Annotated in this window: 8 protein-coding genes; 5 read left to right on the top strand and 3 right to left on the bottom strand. The window is 70.3% G+C overall.

Going from position 1 to position 16,550, the window contains the following annotated elements:
* The first annotated feature begins 224 nt into the window (after positions 1–224).
* Both ACN469_RS26175 and ACN469_RS26170 read left to right on the top strand, forming a co-directional pair.
* On the top strand, positions 225–4,058 hold the full coding sequence (locus ACN469_RS26175) for a serine/threonine-protein kinase (protein WP_498771917.1): 3,834 nt from the start codon (positions 225–227) through the stop codon (positions 4,056–4,058).
* A 172-nt stretch (positions 4,059–4,230) separates the two neighbouring features.
* The gene (locus ACN469_RS26170) at positions 4,231–5,559 is read left to right on the top strand and encodes a serine/threonine-protein kinase (RefSeq protein ID WP_498771915.1); all 1,329 of its coding nucleotides are present in this window, start codon (positions 4,231–4,233) and stop codon (positions 5,557–5,559) included.
* A 6-nt stretch (positions 5,560–5,565) separates the two neighbouring features.
* Here ACN469_RS26170 and ACN469_RS26165 read toward each other — a convergent pair whose 3' ends face one another.
* Complete coding sequence (locus ACN469_RS26165; RefSeq protein WP_498771913.1) at positions 5,566–6,945, bottom strand: sigma 54-interacting transcriptional regulator; 1,380 nt, start codon at positions 6,943–6,945, stop codon at positions 5,566–5,568.
* Between the two features lie 34 nt (positions 6,946–6,979).
* Here ACN469_RS26165 and ACN469_RS26160 point away from each other — a divergent pair, with 34 nt between their 5' ends.
* Entirely contained in the window at positions 6,980–8,371 is a 1,392-nt protein-coding gene (locus ACN469_RS26160; protein ID WP_498771911.1) for an MBL fold metallo-hydrolase RNA specificity domain-containing protein, read from the top strand.
* Between the two features lie 8 nt (positions 8,372–8,379).
* Here the strand turns inward: ACN469_RS26160 and ACN469_RS26155 are convergent, their stop codons facing one another.
* Positions 8,380–11,235: a hypothetical protein gene (locus ACN469_RS26155; protein WP_498771909.1), complete on the bottom strand. Its 2,856-nt coding sequence runs from the start codon at positions 11,233–11,235 to the stop codon at positions 8,380–8,382.
* Between the two features lie 15 nt (positions 11,236–11,250).
* Complete coding sequence (locus tag ACN469_RS26150; protein WP_498771907.1) at positions 11,251–13,629, bottom strand: FdhF/YdeP family oxidoreductase; 2,379 nt, start codon at positions 13,627–13,629, stop codon at positions 11,251–11,253.
* Positions 13,630–13,863: 234 nt separating this feature from the next.
* Between ACN469_RS26150 and ACN469_RS26145 the strand changes: the two genes are divergently transcribed.
* Entirely contained in the window at positions 13,864–15,018 is a 1,155-nt protein-coding gene (locus tag ACN469_RS26145; RefSeq protein WP_498771905.1) for a BON domain-containing protein, read from the top strand.
* 171 nt (positions 15,019–15,189) lie between these two features.
* Positions 15,190–16,550: urocanate hydratase (gene hutU / locus ACN469_RS26140; RefSeq protein WP_498771903.1), on the top strand; the 1,361-nt coding region annotated here is incomplete at its 3' end.

Below are 16,550 nucleotides of genomic sequence, written 5' to 3'. Positions count from 1 at the left end.
CGACGTCCCCGGAAGCGGTGGCCGTCCCTCTGGGGGAGGCTTCCGTCCGCGCCGCCGAGAGGCGATGCTGCGACGGACCCGCACGCATCCCCCTCTCGTCGCCGCCATTGATGCGCTGTCCCTCCTGCCATCGCCGTGTGGTGGATAGCTGTCCCCTCCACCCCTCGGCCGCGCTTCCGCCGCGAGCACCGCCGGCCCGCCCGTCGGTCATTCCCGGCTACCACGTGGGCACCACCCTGGGCCGAGGAGGCTTCGGGAAGGTCCACGCCGCGCGTCGCGATGCGGACGGCCGGCAAGTGGCCCTCAAGGTGCTGGAGCCGCTCGCGTCGGAGCGACTGGCGCGGGAGCTGGAAGCCCTGCGCCGCATCGGACCTCCCGTCACGCCGGAGCTGCTGGGTGAGGCACGCACGTCGGAGGGAGAGCCCGTCATCGCGATGGAGCTCATCGAAGGACAGACGTTGGCCCGTCGGCTGGCGGAGCTGCCAGGCGCGGGCGCGCTGCCGTGGGACGAAGCGCGCGCGGTGATGGTGGCCCTCGCCCGGGCCCTCGCGAGCGTGCATGCCGCGTCGGTGGTGCACCGGGATTTGAAGCCCGAGAACGTGATGCTCGCCGGAGCGCGGCTGGTGCTCGTCGACTTCGGGCTCGCGCGCGTGGGCGCCACCCAGGATGAGTCCCCTGCCCCCACCGTGACGAGGACGGGGCAGCGCCTGGGCACCCACGAGTACATGGCGCCCGAGCAGTGCCTCGACGCACGCATCGTCGACGCGCGCGCCGACCTCTACAGCCTGGGCATCGTGTACTTCGAGCTGTTGTGCGGCCGGCCGCCCTTCGTCGGGGAGACGGCCTCCGTGCTCCAGGCCCATGTCTCCCGCCGTCCTCCCTCGCTCGCGAAGCTGGCGCCGTCGGCCGTGCCGGACGAGGTGGACTCGCTCGTGTCTCGCCTGCTGGCGAAGGCTCCCGAGGAGCGGTGGTCCTCGGCCGAGGAGGTGGCTGAAGCACTCGAACGAGTGCCGAAGGGAGGGCCAGGTTCCAGCTCGGCGCATCCCCCCGTGAGTCGAGGTCCCGAGAGCGGTGGAGCCTCCGCGCCCCGGAGCGAGGCCAGTCCGACAGGAGCACGGGAGATCGCCCTGCTCGGCGTCAGGACCTCGCTCGATGTTCCTACGTTGCTCGGGCAGCTCTCCGGCGTCGGCGCGGAGCTGGCGCGCGTGGACGCGGGACTCGCGCTCTTCGCCTTCCCTCATGCGACGGACGTGGAAGCAGGCGTGCGAGGCGCGCACAAGGCCGCGCAAGTGCTCGCGAGCGTGTTGCCTCCAGGCTCGACGCGCGCGGTGCATCGAGCGCCCCTTCGCGTGCGGGAGCGCGGCGGTCGGCTGGTGCTGGGCGGCGCCGCGCTCGAACACGTGGAGCGCTGGTGGCCGTCGTCCCCCGCCACCACCGAGACACAGGTGCAGGCCGGGCATGAGGCGTCGGGGCTCAGGGCCGACCACGCGTCGTTTTCGGCTTCCGCCGCGACCTTGCTGCTGACCCCAGAGGCGACGGCCTGTCTTGGGGAATCCGAGCCTGGACGCACGCCCACTCTGGAACTGGAGCCCCCGCGAGCCGTCGCCCTGCGGGGACGGGATGGAGAGCTGAACTGGCTGCGCGAGGGTGTGACGCGAGTCAGCGAGCGCCGAGCTCCTCTGCTCCTCACGTTGCTAGGCGAAGAGGGGCTCGGCAAGACGCGGCTGCTGGCGGAGTTCCATCGTGAGCTGCTGGGCGCGGGCGCGGTGTCCAGCGTGCTCGTGGAGGCCCACCGCGACGAAGCCAGTGCGACCGAGAGCGGTCTGGGCAACCTGCTCACCTCCGTGATGGGCCTGTCCCCCAACACACCGTCCGACGAAGCCGTGAAGCTCCTGCTCCAGAGCGCGGGCCTTACGCTGGACTTCACCACCCTGCACCCGGCGGCGCGGCGGCAGCACATCGCTCGAGCCCTCGCGTCGCGCCTGCGCCAACTCACGGAGGCCCGGCCCCTGGTGCTGCTCGTCGACGACGCGGAGACGTTGGACCCCACCGCGCTCGATGCGCTGGAGCTGGCCACGCTCGCGGGAGTTCAGGCGCCGCTGTGCATCGTCCTCGCGGGCCGCCATCGCCTGCTGGGACTGCGCCCCTATCTCGGCGAGCGCTCCGCCGACACCGCGCGCCGGGAGCTGATGCCACTGGAAGAAGGGGCCTCGCGGGAGGTCCTGCGCGAGCTGCTTCATCGGGTGGACGTGCCCGCCGAGGAGACGCTGCGGGAGCTGGTGGAGCGGTGTGGCGGCTCGCCGCTCCGACTGGTGGAGCTGGTTCGCACGCTGCGCGCGGCAGGTGCCATCCGGACACGCGTTGGAGGCGGCGGCTATCTCGCGGTCGGCGCGCTGGATGCACGCTCCCTGGACAGCCCGAGCCCGGACGAGCGACTGGCGGTGCGCGGCCTCGCGGCGCTTCCGTCCGGACTGCGCTCGCTGCTCCAGGTGGCGGCGGTGTTGGGCGATGACGTGCGCTGGGAGGAGCTGTCCGCCACGCTCGCGCTGCTGGAGCAGGAAGAGGGCCTGGACCTCTCGCTGGACCCGGGCGTGGGACTGGAGCGCCTGGCGCGCCTGGGCATGCTGGGGTTCCGAGGCCCCCGGCGCTGGCGCTTCGAGCACACCACCCTCCGCGAGGCCTTCGCCACCCAGCTCTCCGATATCCTGCGGCGGCGCATCTGTGGCTCCGCGCTGCGCGCCCTCCCCGACGCCCCCACGCTCCGCAGGGCCCGCTGGGCGGAGGCCGCCGGTGAAACCCTCCTCGCACTGGAGCTCCACCATGCGATGGCGGAGACCAGTCGGCGTGGACACCGACTGCTGGAGGCCGAGCGCCACTACTCGGCCGCGCTGTCACTGCTCCCGAGAGAGCACGACGTGCGCAAGCTGGAGCTGCTGTCGGGCCGGGGCCGCGTGCGCTATCGACTCCAGCGCATCGACGACGCACTGGAAGATCTGCGCGAGGCACGACGTGTCGCCGTCGCTCGTGGCTCCGTGGTGAGAGAGGCGGACCTGCTCCTGGAGGAAGCCACCGCGCTGGACTGGCGGGACGACACGGAAGACGCCATCACGTTGCAGGAGCAGGCCCTGCGGTTGCTGGGCGAGCCCGTGCCCTCGGAGCTGGCGGCGCGCCACGCGCTGGCTCGCGCGCGGGTCTTCGTGCGACGCGAGGACATCGCGGGAGCCATCCCTCCGCTGGAGGAGGCGGTGACGCTGGCTCGCGCCACGCGCGACGAAGAGACGGAGGCCATCGCCCTGGCCATGCTCGGCGCGATGCTGGGATGGACCGGCCAGCTCGAGGACTCCGAGCGGCGCTTCAACGAAGCCATCGCCCTGTGCGAGTCCACGGGCGACACGCTGCACCTGGGCGTCACGCTCAACAATCGGATGGTGTTGCACGTCCAGCGCCGCGACGTGGCCGGCGCGCAAGGAGACCTGGAGCGCGCGGTCAGCCTGGGGCGCGAGCTGGGCAACGTGCAGATCGAGCGGACCTCCGCGTTCAACCTCGCGGTGCTGCTGGGCTACCAGGGACGCGCGGCGGAGGCACTTCCCCTGGCGCGACGCGCGGGCGTGCTCAGCCAGCGGTACTTTCCGCGCTCCATGGCCCAGGACGCGCTGCTCGTGGCGCGGCTGTGCTGTGAGCTGGGAGACCTGGCGGAGACCTCTCGGCAGCTCACGTGGCTGGAGGAGTCGACATCGCTCGCGGGCATGACCCCGGCGGACCAGCTCATGTCCTCCGTGGTGCGTCGCGTGGTGGACGAAGCACAGAGCGAGCGGCCCTACGCCCGAAGCTTCTGGGATGACCGGGTGGAGTCCGCCAGGACGCGGATGACACCGGATGAGCGGATGGAGGTCCTCGTCTGGGCGGCCCGAGCCGCCCGAGCGGCGGACGATGACGAAGCCCTGCGTGCGCGAGTCGCCGAGGTCGAGGACATCGCCCACGAGGCTCCGCTGTGGAGCGAGCGCGTGCGAGGGCTCGTGACGGAGGGGCTCGGGAGGCGGCGGGAACCCGGTCAATGAGCGGTCGCCACGCGGGGAGCGGACGCCACGCGAGGTCCAGTGGCGGACGGTGCGAGTGCGGCGCGGGCCACTGGTCGGATGGTTCACGGCGGGGCGCTCGTGCCATGCAGGGATGGGAGGCGGGAGGAGCCCGGCCCGTGCTAGCAGGAATCGTGGAGAGCGGAGGGCGGAGATGAACGAGCGCGACAGCGCGGGGACCCACGGCCAGGTCTCGCTTTACGGAGACGAGTTGGAGCCAGGGGCCCTCGTCGGCCCATGGGTGGTGGAGTCCCGAGTCCACTCCGGCGTCACCGCGTCGCTCTACCGCGCCTCACATGTGGACACGCGCGCCCTGGCGGCCGTGAAGGTGGTCCGGGCCCACTTCAATCATGTGAGCGAGGTCCTCAAGCGCTTCAAGCAAGAAGCCGACACGCTCCAGGCGCTTCACCATCCGCACATCGTGCGAGTGCTCGAATACGGAGAGCTGCGCGACGGACGCCCCTGGCTCGCCATGGAGTGGCTGGAGGGAGAGAGCCTGGACCGGTGGCTCGCGCGCCGAGGGCCTTTCTCGCTCGCGGAGGCCCACACGGTGATGGAGGAGCTGGGGAGCGCGCTGGCCCAGGCGCATGGCCAGGACATCCTGCACCGTGACTTGAAGGCCCAGAACGTCATGCTCCTGCCTCGTGCCGAGGGCTTCACCGTGAAGCTGGTGGACTTCGGAATCGCCAAGGTCGCCCCCGCCGAAGGCAGCGCGGGCCTGACGAGCGCGGGCGCGGTGCTGGGCACGCCCGTGGCCATGGCGCCGGAGCAGATTCTCGGACAGGCCGTGGACGCACGCGCGGACCTGTATGCGATGGGCGTCCTGCTCTACCAGTTGCTCACCGGAAAGCTCCCCTTCACGGGTGAAAGCGCGGTCGAAATCGAGGAGCAGCACCTGCACGCGCCTCCGCCCCGGCTCAGTGAGAGCGTGCGCGTTCCTCAAGGACTGGAGGCCCTGGTCCGACGCTGTCTCGCGAAGCGGCCCGAGGAGCGCTGGCCGGATGTCTCCACGTTCCTCTCGGCGCTGCGCTCGGCGCTCGCGCCCGTGGACGAAGCAACGTGGGCCGCGGGGCTCTATCTGGACCTGCGCTTCCCCGCGACGGACGAGGACCCCTCGGACGAAGCGCTGGACGCGAGAGACGACGCCCTGGGGTCGAGCCGCGAGCTGCTGGAGTCCTCGGGCTGGAGGCTGGCGGTGGAGGGCGGCAATGCGCTCCTCGCGTGGCGGGAGCTGCCTTCCGAAGCAGCGGCGCGGGATGTCGAGCGCGCGAGGTGCCGGAAGCTGGCCCACCAGCTCCTCACCAGGGCGATGGACCTCGGTGGCGACGCACTCGAAGCACGGCTCTATCTCCATGCCGCGCCTGGCGAGCTCAACACGGACTCGCAAGGTGGGCGACGACTGGTGGGCGGCCCCTTGTCCCGGCTCGAAGGCTGGGCCACCGGGGGCACGCCCGGCGTGGTGACGGAGCGCGCCGACGACTGAGTCGGCTCAGGTCCGCAGGCCGCGTCGGCGCAGCAGGCGGTACAGGTACACGCGGTCCATCTCCGCGGCGGTCGCGGCCTGCGACACCTTGCCACCGTGGAGCTGCATCAGCGCGTCCAGGTACTCGCGCTCGAAGACCTCGAGCGCCCGGCGACGGGCCTCCGCGTACGGCTGCTTGGGGTCCACCATGCTCCCGAGGACGCCCTGCGTGCCCACCTGCTCCGTCGTGGGCGGCATGGCGTCCTGGAACACGAGGCAGCGCTCCAGATGGTTTCGCAGCTCGCGAACATTGCCGGGCCACGCGGCGTGCTGGAGCTGGTCGATGAACTCCGGCGTGCTCAGGGCCGCGACGTGCTCGGGCTCGGCGCCGAACGCGGCCAGGATGCGCTCGGCGATGAGGGGGATGTCCTCGGGACGCTCACGCAGCGCGGGAATGAGGATGCGCACCACCGCGAGCCGGAAGAACAGGTCCGGCCGGAAGCGGCCCGCGTTCACCTCCGCGCGCAGGTCCCGATGGGTCGCCGCGATGACCCGCACGTTGACGGGTTGATACGTGTTCGCGCCGAGGCGGCGAATCTCGCGCTGCTCCAGCACGCGCAAGAGCTTCGGCTGAAGCTCAGGCGGCAGCTCCCCTACTTCGTCGAGGAAGATGGTGCCGCCGTCCGCCTCCTCGAAGGCGCCGATGCGCCGCTGGAGCGCGCCGGTGAATGAGCCCTTCTCATGGCCGAACAGCTCGCTCTCCAGCAGGTTGCCGGGAATGGCGCCGCAGTCGACGGTGAGGAACGGGCCTGACGCACGGGCGCCCGCGCGATGGATGGCCAGGGCCGCGCGACTCTTCCCCGTCCCCGTCTCGCCTTCGAGCAACACCGTTGCATCACTGGCGGAGGCGCGCTCCATCAGCGCGAAGCTCACGCGGGAGACGACGGAGGTGCCGACCAGCTCACCGAAGGAGGGGCGCTCGGAGATCTGGAGGCGATTGCTCTCGGGGCTGAAGTCGAAGCGCACGCTGACGCGGCCCAGGCGCAGCACGCTGCCACCGCGCAGGAACGCCTCACGGACGTGGACGCCGTCGAGCACGGTGCCGTTGAGACTGTCCAGGTCCTTCGCGCGCGCGCCCTCGCGGTCGACCCGCACCTCGCAGTGGAAGCGCGAGACGGTGGGATCCTCGATGACGAAGTCATTGAGGGCGTGCGAGCCGATGGAGAAGGTATCCGCGTTGGAGTCCTTGGACTGCCCGGGCTGGGGGCCCTCCAGGACGGTGAAGCGGAAGCGACGGACGGCGCCGGTGAAACCAGGGCGGCCGGAGCCGGTGGGCCGAGTCTGCTGGGCGTCCTCGCCCTTCGAGGGGGTTCGGTCGGCCCCGGGGGGCCGCTCGGAGATGCTCATGGGCGCCCCACGCTAGCACGGTAGGATGGCGCCCATGGCCTCCCTCCAATTTCTCGGTGCCGCTGGAACGGTGACGGGCTCGAAGTTCCTCCTCGAGCACGACGGCAAGCAGGTCCTCGTGGACTGTGGGCTCTTCCAGGGCCAGAAGGAGCTGCGACAACGCAACTGGGAGCCGCTGCCCCTGCCTGCTCGGGACATCGACGCCATCGTCCTCACGCACGCCCACATCGACCACACCGGAGGGCTCCCTCGGGTGGTTCGCGAGGGCTACAAGGGGCCCATCTACACCACGCCGGGCACTCGGGATTTGACGGCGTTGTTGCTGCCGGACTCCGCGCACCTCCAAGAGGAGGAAGCCCGCTACGCGAACAAGGAGGGCTACTCCAAGCACCACCCCGCCCTGCCCCTCTACACGGTGCCCGACGCCGAGCGCGCGGTGGAGCTGATGGAGACCTTCGGCTACGAGCGGCCGAAGGAGATCCTCCCGGGCATCACCCTCACCTTCTACCGGGCGGGCCACATCCTGGGCTCGGCGGTGTGCGTGTTCGATTTGAAGAGCACGCGACAACGGGTGGTCTTCAGTGGGGACCTGGGGCGCTACAACGCGCCCATCCTGAGAGATCCACAGAGCGTGGACTCGGCCACGACGTTGGTGGTCGAGAGCACCTATGGAGACAGGCAGCACCGCGACACGAAGCCCGTGGATGCGCTGTGCGAGGCGGTGACGGGCGCCTTCGCGCGAGGAGGCGTGGTCGTGATTCCCGCCTTCGCGGTGGGACGTACGCAGGAGCTGCTCTTCCACCTGCGGAATCTGGAAGAGGCGAAGCGCGTCCCGGAAGTGGATGTGTTCGTCGACTCGCCCATGGCGTGTGACGCGACGCCGCTGTACCTGATGCACCCCGAGGAACACGACATGACGATGAAGGCAATCGTCGAGCGCGGGGCATCTCCGCTGGCGACTCGGAGGACGCGGTTCGTGACGTCCGCGAAGGAGAGCAAGCAACTGAACCAGCACCGGGGCCCCGCGGTCATCATCTCCGCGTCTGGCATGGCCACGGGTGGACGGGTGCTGCATCACCTGAAGCACCGGCTGCCGGACCCGCGCAACACGGTGCTCTTCGTGGGCTACCAGTCCGTGGGCTCGCGAGGTCGACGGTTGCTCGATGGCGAGAAGGAGAGCGTCATCCACGGGCAGCGCGTGCCGGTGGCGGCGGAGATCCTCACGGTGAGCGGCTTCTCGGCGCATGCCGACTGGTCGGAGACGATGCGCTGGATGGAGGGCTTCGACACTCCGCCGCGACAGACGTTGTTGGTCCATGGTGAGCCGGAGGCACTGGAGGCGCTCCGGCGGCGCGTGCAGGCCAAGAGCTGGAACGCCTATGTGCCCAGGTACATGGAGAAGGTGGAGCTGGATCTGGCGGTCTGAGCCGTCGGCTAGGACTTCTCGGTGCGGGCGCCTGTCCGCACCGACCAGCGGACGATGAAATCCGGTCCGCTCCTGGCGTGACCGGACACGTGCTCCAGCAACGCGGGCCGCGCGTCGCCGGTCCAGAAGCTCACGAAGTCGCCCATCCACCAGTGGGCCAGGGAGCGCGCGGCGCGAGCCACCGTCTCCCGTGACACTTCAAACAGCGAGCGCTGGTCTTCCATCAGCTCGCGCACCAGTCGAGCGGGGAGCAGCCAGCACTCGGCGCGAGGGATGGGCGGCACGAGGAAGAGACAGAAGGCCGCATCGGTCCGCGAGAGCATCGCGTCGAGCTGCTCGCGTCCAAGTTTGAAGTGAGGCAGCCACTGCCCTTCACCGCGTTGCTCCAGCTTCACCACCTGCACGAGCACCGCGCGCTCCGTGCGCACGAAGCCGTCGACGTCAGCATCGAGGATGAAGGCCACCTCGGGTCCGGAGATGGCACGCGTGGCCGCGCCCTTCGCGGCTCGCTTTCTCCGCGACGCTCGTGGACGAGCCGGGACCTCCGTCTGCGTTGCCTCTTCGACCCACCGTGATTCGGAGGCGGAGGTCGTCACCGGAGCGAGCAAGGGAGGCAGTGCTTCCGTGCTGTCGGGCGGATTCTCGTCGGGTGTCACCGGTGAAGCCTGGGCCTCCGCGGCCTCGGCCACGGGAGAACCCGGCAGTGCTTCTTCGGAATCAGCCCCAGCATCCGGCGCGTCCGCCCAAGGCTCTTCAGCGCCCATTCCGCCATCGGACGCAGCACCGATAGGAAGAGCATCATCCTCGGAAGGACCCGCTTCCAGGGCGTCCGTCGTGCTTGAGTCCTCTGGCCCCGCCAAGGGGAGAGCGAAGTCCACGTGCGCCACTACGAGCGGCTGCTCGCCCTCTGTCCCAGCCACAGCGGCTTCGTCGCTCGCGACAGAAACGACGCCCGCTATGAGAGTTCCCACCTCTTCGAGAGCGGCGAACGGTGCGTCCGCATCCGGAAATGCACTGACCCCAGGATCCCCCACCGGTCCCTCCGTCGGAGGAAGCGGTTCCTCGGGCACGCTGTCCGCCACGCGGCGGACCGTCAGCTCGAAGTCCAGCGGCAGCGGCTGTCCCTGTGCCAGCAAGGTCAACAGGTCCGCCTTCACGCGGCCCATCTCTCCGCTCAGCCCCTCCAACAGCGAGGCCACCAGGTCCCCCGTGTCCTCGCGGAACCGCTCCGGGTAGCGCGAGGCGAAGTCCGTCTCCACCCGAGTCACCGCGCCCAGCAACAGCTCCTCCAGGTCGCGATCTCTCAGCCACGTCCGCCCGGCCAGCGGCACCGCGCGAGTCACATGCAGATGCCGCAGCGCCTCCGTCAGCGAAGCCGGAGCCACCGCGCCCGTGGGCTTCACGGCGGGCCCTTCCTTCCCCGCCCCCTGGAGCCACCGCTGCAATGTGCGCACCCGCAACCGGACCCGCGACGACGGGTGGTCCTTCAGCTTTCGCACCTGCCGTCGGTCCGTCTCCGTGCGCAACAGCGACAGCACCGTCAGCTCCGCCTCGGACGACGCCGCATCTGGCGCACACCACAGGAAGAACTCGATGGCCGCCTTGCGAAGCATGGGCTTGCGCCCCACCCGCTCCGCCACGTCCTCACGCCACGCCGCCAGCTCATCCATGCCCGGACGCGAATCCACCGCCACCAGACGAGGCCACAGGTCCGCGCACTCCTCCGCCAACCAGCACAGCTGCACGAAGCCAGGAGCGAGCGGCTCCAGCTTCGCCCGAGTCCGCTTGCGCCGCTCGAACGCATCCTTCAGGCCCCTGCGCACCGCCGCGCGGAACAGCCGCTCCTCCAGCCACAGCAGGGCCAACACGAGCCCAGGCTCACCCTTGCGCAGCGTGGCCTGACAGTGGTCCAGCACGAAGCGCGCGGGCTCCAGGCTCGCGGCCACCTCGAAGTCGCTGCCCACCAGCGCGCCCATCGCCCCGCGCAGCCCATCCACCGGCGGCGCATCGAACCGCGCGAGCAGCTCGCACAGGTTCTCCACCACGGACGTCGGCCCTCCGACCTCCAGCGTCCGAGCCAGCAACAAGCCCGCGCGAGCACACCACTCCGGCTCCTTGCGGCCATTCGGGTAACACGCAAGGAAGCCGCGCATCGCACCACGACCATCCGGTGACGTCGCCAAGGCGAACAGCCGCTCCGCCAGGACCTCCGAGGCCTCCTGCCACGGAATCCGCGAGGCGCGCGTCCGGATGAAGTCCGCGAGCCTGTCCCTGCCCGCCTCGGCGGTCGCCGGCAGGAGCGCGCGCAGCTGCTCCAGCATCCCGATGGCCTTCGCCCCGGTGGCCATCACCCGCTTGAGGTCCACCTCCACGGTGTCCTGGAAGCGCAGCGCCCGCCCGTCGAACGAGCACGAGACGTCACCCACCAGGGTCGCCAGCGAGTCCGGATGTCGCTTGAGGTAACGCGTCAGCACCGTCGACACGGAGGCCTCGGTCTCCCGACGGACCCGCGCCGCGACCTCCTCATCCCCCGCCGCGCGAAGCACCTCCAGCATCTGCGTCTGCCGCGTCAGCAAGCGCTCCAGCAAGCCGGGTGGAGGCGCCGCATACGGCCACAGCAGCTCGCTGCACGAGCCCACCAGGAACAACAGCTCCGCGAGCCGCCGCTCCCCGGAGGCAACGCGCTCCCACGCCGCGAGCTGCGCCTGGTTGCGCTCCTCCAGCGAAGCCCCTCGCACCCACTGCGCGAAGGACTCCGTCCATTGCACGGACGCCGACACAGCCTCCGCGTCGGGAGTAGCCGAGACTCCCTCATAGAGCGGCCGGATCGACTCCGGCCACGCGGCCTCACCGGACGGCTGCATGCGCGCTCACGGTCCTCATGAAGTCGAGCCCTCTGTCAGAGCCGGCGCGTCCACTGACGGCGCCACGGTGATGACCACGGACTTTGAAGCAGGGGTGCGACTCTTCTCGGCGTAGCTGTCCACCGGAACCAGCACGTTCGTCTCGGGGAAGTACGTCGCCGCACACCTGCGCGGGATGTTGTACGGCACCACCACGAACCTCCGGGCCACGCGCGTCTCGCCCTGGAAGTGACTCGTCAGGTCCACCACCTGGCCCTCCGCGAGCCCTCGCTCCTGGATGTCCTTCGGGTGCATCAGCACGACGCGCCGACCGCCGCGAATGCCTCGGTAGCGGTCATCCAAGCCATACACCGTGGTGTTGAACTGGTCATGCGTCCGCAGCGTCATCATCAGCAACTGCCCGGGCTCCAGTTCCTCGCGGGGCATCGCGTGCACCGTGAAGTGCGCCTTGCCGCTCGCCGTCGTGAAGCGGCCCTCACGAGGCCCGTTCGGCAGGAAGAACCCTCCGGGCTCGCGGACGCGACGATTGAAGTCGCCGAAGCCCGGGATGACGCGGGCAATCATGTCCCGGACGCGATCATAGTCCTCCACCATCGACCGCCACGGCACCTTCGAGCGCGAGCCCAGCACCGCGGTGGCCAGCCGCGCGACGATGTCCGGCTCGCTGAGCAGGTGCTCGGAGGCCGGAGCCACCGCGCCGCGCGTGGCATGCACCACGCCCATCGAGTTCTCCACCGTGACGAACTGCGCCCCACCCGCCTGCACGTCCCGCTCGGTGCGGCCCAGACACGGGAGGATGAGGGCCCGGCGCCCGTGCACCAGGTGCGCACGGTTGAGCTTGGTGGACACATGCACGGTGAGCCGCGTGCGCCGCAGGGCCTTCGCGGTGAGCTCCGTGTCGGGCGTGGCCGACAGGAAGTTGCCGCCCATCGCGAAGAACACCCGGACCCGGCCCTCGTGCATGCCGTGGATGGTGTCCACCACGTCCAGGCCATGGTGACGCGGAGGCTCGAAGTCGAGCTCCCGGGCGAGCGCATCCAGGAACTCGGCCTTGGGCCGCTCCCAGATGCCCATGGTGCGGTCCCCTTGCACGTTGCTGTGGCCGCGCACCGGACAGACGCCCGCGCCGGGCTTGCCGATGCTGCCTCGCAACAGCGTGAGGTTGACGATCTCCTGGATGTTGGCGACCGCGTTGCGGTGCTGGGTGAGCCCCATGGCCCAGCAGAAGATGATGCGCTCGGACCGGGCGAGCAGCTCCGCCGCCGCCAGAATCTGGGAGCGAGGCACACCGCTGCGCTCCACCACGTCCTCCCAGCTCACTTCAGCCAGGTGGGCCGCGTACGCCTCGAACCCGAGCGTCTTGTCCTCGATGAACGAGCGCGCCACCACCGTGCCGGGCTTCTGGGCCTCCAGGTCCAGCAGCGCCTTGCCCAGCCCCTGGAGCAGCGCCACGTCGCCGTTGATGCGCACCTGGAGGAACTGGGTGTTGAGCGCGGTGCCCGGGCCGATGAGCTGGAACACCTCCTGCGGATGCTTGAAGCGATTGAGGCCCGTCTCCGGCAGCGGGTTGATGCTGACGATTTCACAGCCCCGGCGCGCGGCGGCCTGGAGCGTGGTGAGCATGCGCGGGTGGTTGGTGCCCGGGTTCTGCCCGATGACGAAGATGGCCTGCGCCTGGTCGAAGTCCTCCAGCGTGACGGTGCCCTTGCCAATGCCGAGCGTCTCACCGAGCGCCGTGCCACTGGACTCGTGGCACATGTTCGAGCAGTCCGGCAGGTTGTTCGTGCCGAACTGCCTCACGAACAACTGGTACAGGAACGCGGCCTCGTTGCTGGTGCGCCCGGAGGTGTAGAAGCACGCGGCGTCCGGCGTCTCCAGCGCGTGGAGCTCCTCGGCGACGAGCGCGAAGGCGTCCTCCCACGAGATGGGCGTGTAGTGCGTGGCGCCCTCGCGCAGCACCATGGGATGAGTGAGGCGGCCCTGCTTGCCCAGCCAGAAGTCGGACTGGGCGCACAGCTCCGCCACGCTCCACTGGCGGAAGAAGTCGGGCGTCACGCGCTCCGTCGTCCCCTCTTCCGCCACCGCCTTCGCGCCGTTCTCACAGAACTCCGCCACCGAGCGATGTCCCGGGTCCGGCCACGCGCACCCTGGACAGTCGAAGCCGTCCTTCTGATTCACCTTGAGCAGCAGGCGCGTGCCACGCACGGCCCCCATCTCGCCCCAAGCGTGCTTCAGGGTGGAGATGACGGCGGGAATACCGCCAGCCACTTCGGATGGGAGGCCGACCAGGGGAGCCTTTGGCTCCTCGGGCGGTTGGACGGGAGGAAGCAGCGGCGTCAGCGCCGAGGCCGATTCGCCCTGCTTCTTCTCTTCGTCACGCGGTACTTCGGCCATGCCCCGCCCTCCGGATGCCATGCGGACGTCCGCCCGACCGTGGCGCGCCCGAGTCTACCCCTCCCGGGCTTCGCGGGTACGTCTGCTCGACGTGGCCCGTTCCCGGATGGCATTCCCGCCCGGCCCGTGCCCGGACGACCAACGGGGCAAGGACGCGTTGCCGTCGCCGCGCGCGGTCAAAACCCTCTGGAGACAGGGCCCAAGGGCGAGCCGATACGCGAGGAGACGCAAATCATGAGCAGGCGCCATGAGGACTCCGGCAGGCGAGGCGGAGAGCGACACGGTCGAGGGGCGGCACCCCACGAAGAACATCAAGCGAGGCCCCCCTCGGGCCCACCCCTCCATGAGCACCACGAGCACCACGCGAGGCCAGCCAGGGACTCCCACCGCTCCGACTGGGATGGACGCCGCGACTACGAGCACCCTTCGCGCGACTTCGCTCGGGACCGCGACTATCGCTCGATGCGGGGGGACCGGGGCACGCTCGACTACGAAACCGACCGCGACTTCGGGGACGCCGCGCGGGAGCTGGACAAGGCCCGGGAGTACGGCCGGGATTACGACCGGGAGCGAGAGCTGGACCGCCGCGCCCGACATTTCGACCCGGAGCGAATCGCCCAGCGGCCGGGCTACAGCCCCAGCGGCGCCTTCCGCTCCCTTGATGAGAGAGCCGAGGGAGACCCACTCATCGGACGAGCCGACGAGCGGCATCGACGGACGAGTCCCTCCGAGGACAGGGGCCGCCAGGGTCCTCGCGGGTCGCCACCCGGCGCGCATCGCCAGGGGGCCGTGGGGCATGGACACTCGCGCTACGGGCCGCGCGGCTCGGATGCGTGGGCCGAGCCCGAGGCCTGGATGGATGAGATGCGGGAGCTGCGACCTCGCGACCGACCGGCGGAAGCGGACGTGCGACTGGGCGGCACCCAGCCGTCGGGCCACGGACCGGGCATCGAGAACATGGCCCCGCCCCAACCAGGCTTCTCCACGAGCATGTCGCGCGGCGACGACCACGACATGGGCCACGGCGGCTTTCTCGGTGGCGGCTACCGCCCCGCGTCACCTCCCAAGGGACGCGGCCCTCGGGGCTACCAACGCGGCGACGACCGCATCCGCGCCGACATCTGCGACCAGTTGATGCGCGCGTGGATGGACGCCTCCGACGTGGACGTCCAGGTGGAAGGCGGTGTCGTCACCCTGCTCGGCCGCGTGCGAGGCCGCGACGAGAAGCGCGCCATCGAGGACGTCTCCGAGGCCGTGCTCGGCGTGAAGGAGGTCCTCAACCACCTGCGCCTGAACCGGAGCGAGGGGGCGCTGCACCCACCTTCGACCCAGGCTCCGCTCGATGCACCGGAGCAGGACTCGGACGAGGACGGCTCGCTGCACTCCTGAGCCGGGGCTCGGCCTCGCGCGTCATGAATCCGGACCCTTCCCCTGCTGGGGCGGGGCTTCCGGGCCTCCAGCGGACACTGTGGAAATGGGCCTCACGGTGCTGTCCCCGCGCCGCGCGGGTTCGGCTAGTGTGCCGGGCCTTTCCGTCGGCCACACCTCAGGAGCCTGTTCATGTCCCGCGTCATCCGCGCCCCCCGTGGTTCCACCCTCTCATGCAAGGGTTGGGTCCAGGAGGCCGCGCTCCGGATGTTGATGAACAACCTCGACCCGGATGTCGCCGAGCGCCCCGAGGACCTCGTCGTCTACGGCGGCACCGGCAAGGCCGCTCGCGACTGGCCGTCCTTCGACCGCATCGTCTCCAGCCTGCAGAGCCTCTCCGACGAGGAGACGCTGCTCGTCCAGTCCGGCAAGCCCGTGGGCATCTTCCGCACGCACCCGGATGCCCCGCGCGTGCTCATCGCCAACTCCAACCTCGTGGGCCGCTGGGCCAACTGGGAGCACTTCAACGAGTTGGAGAAGAAGGGCCTGATGATGTACGGCCAGATGACGGCCGGCTCGTGGATCTACATCGGCACCCAGGGAATCCTCCAGGGCACCTACGAGACGTTCGCCGCCGCAGGCCGCTTCCACTACGGCACCGAGGACCTCGCCGGTCGCCTCATCCTCTCTGGAGGCCTTGGCGGCATGGGCGGCGCGCAGCCGCTGGCCGCCACCATGAACAACGCCGTGTTCCTCGGCGTGGAGATCGACCCGTGGCGCGCCCAGCGTCGCGTGGAGACGCGCTATCTGGACGTGGTGGCCAAGGACCTCGACGAGGCCCTGGCCCTCGCGAAGGACGCCCAGCAGAAGCGCGTGGGCCGCTCCATCGGCATCATCGGCAACGCGGCGACGGTGTTCCGCGAGCTGTACCGCCGGGGAATCAAGCCGGACTTCGTCACGGACCAGACGAGCGCGCATGACCCGCTCAACGGCTACATCCCCACGGACCTGTCGCTGGAGGCCGCCGCCGAGCTGCGCGCCAGGGACCCCGAGGGCTACGTGCGCCGCGCGCGCGAGTCGATGATTCAGCACGTGGAGGCGATGAACGACTTCCAGCGCGCCGGCAGCCACGTGTTCGACTACGGCAACAACCTGCGCGGCCAGGCGCAGCTCGGCGGCATGACGAACGCCTTCGAGTTCCCCGGCTTCGTGCCCGCGTACATCCGCCCGCTGTTCTGCGAGGGCATGGGCCCGTTCCGCTGGGTGGCGCTGTCCGGAGACCCGGAGGACATCCGCCGCACGGACCGCGCGGTGCGTGAGCTGTTCCCGCAGAAGGCGTCGCTCCAGCGCTGGCTGGACATGGCGGACCAGCGCGTGGCGTTCCAGGGCCTGCCGGCGCGCATCTGCTGGCTGGGCTACGGCGAGCGCGCGAAGGCGGGCCTCGCGTTCAACGAGCTGGTGCGCAAGGGCGAGGTGAAGGCGCCCATCGTCATCGGACGAGACCACCTGGACTGCGGCTCGGTGGCGTCGCCCAACCGCGAGACGGAGGCGAT

This window comes from Corallococcus terminator (assembly GCF_049194865.1).
In the GTDB taxonomy this organism is placed as follows: Bacteria; Myxococcota; Myxococcia; order Myxococcales; family Myxococcaceae; genus Myxococcus; species Myxococcus terminator_A.
This window is presented reverse-complemented; position numbering and strand designations above follow the sequence as displayed.

Coding starts and splice junctions, on each gene's coding strand:
- ACN469_RS26170 (WP_498771915.1), top strand. CDS start 4,231: ATGAACGAGCGCGACAGCGCGGGGACCCACGGCCAGGTCTCGCTTTAC.
- ACN469_RS26165 (WP_498771913.1), bottom strand. CDS start 6,945: ATGAGCATCTCCGAGCGGCCCCCCGGGGCCGACCGAACCCCCTCGAAG.
- ACN469_RS26160 (WP_498771911.1), top strand. CDS start 6,980: ATGGCCTCCCTCCAATTTCTCGGTGCCGCTGGAACGGTGACGGGCTCG.
- ACN469_RS26155 (WP_498771909.1), bottom strand. CDS start 11,235: ATGCAGCCGTCCGGTGAGGCCGCGTGGCCGGAGTCGATCCGGCCGCTC.
- ACN469_RS26150 (WP_498771907.1), bottom strand. CDS start 13,629: ATGGCCGAAGTACCGCGTGACGAAGAGAAGAAGCAGGGCGAATCGGCC.
- ACN469_RS26145 (WP_498771905.1), top strand. CDS start 13,864: ATGAGCAGGCGCCATGAGGACTCCGGCAGGCGAGGCGGAGAGCGACAC.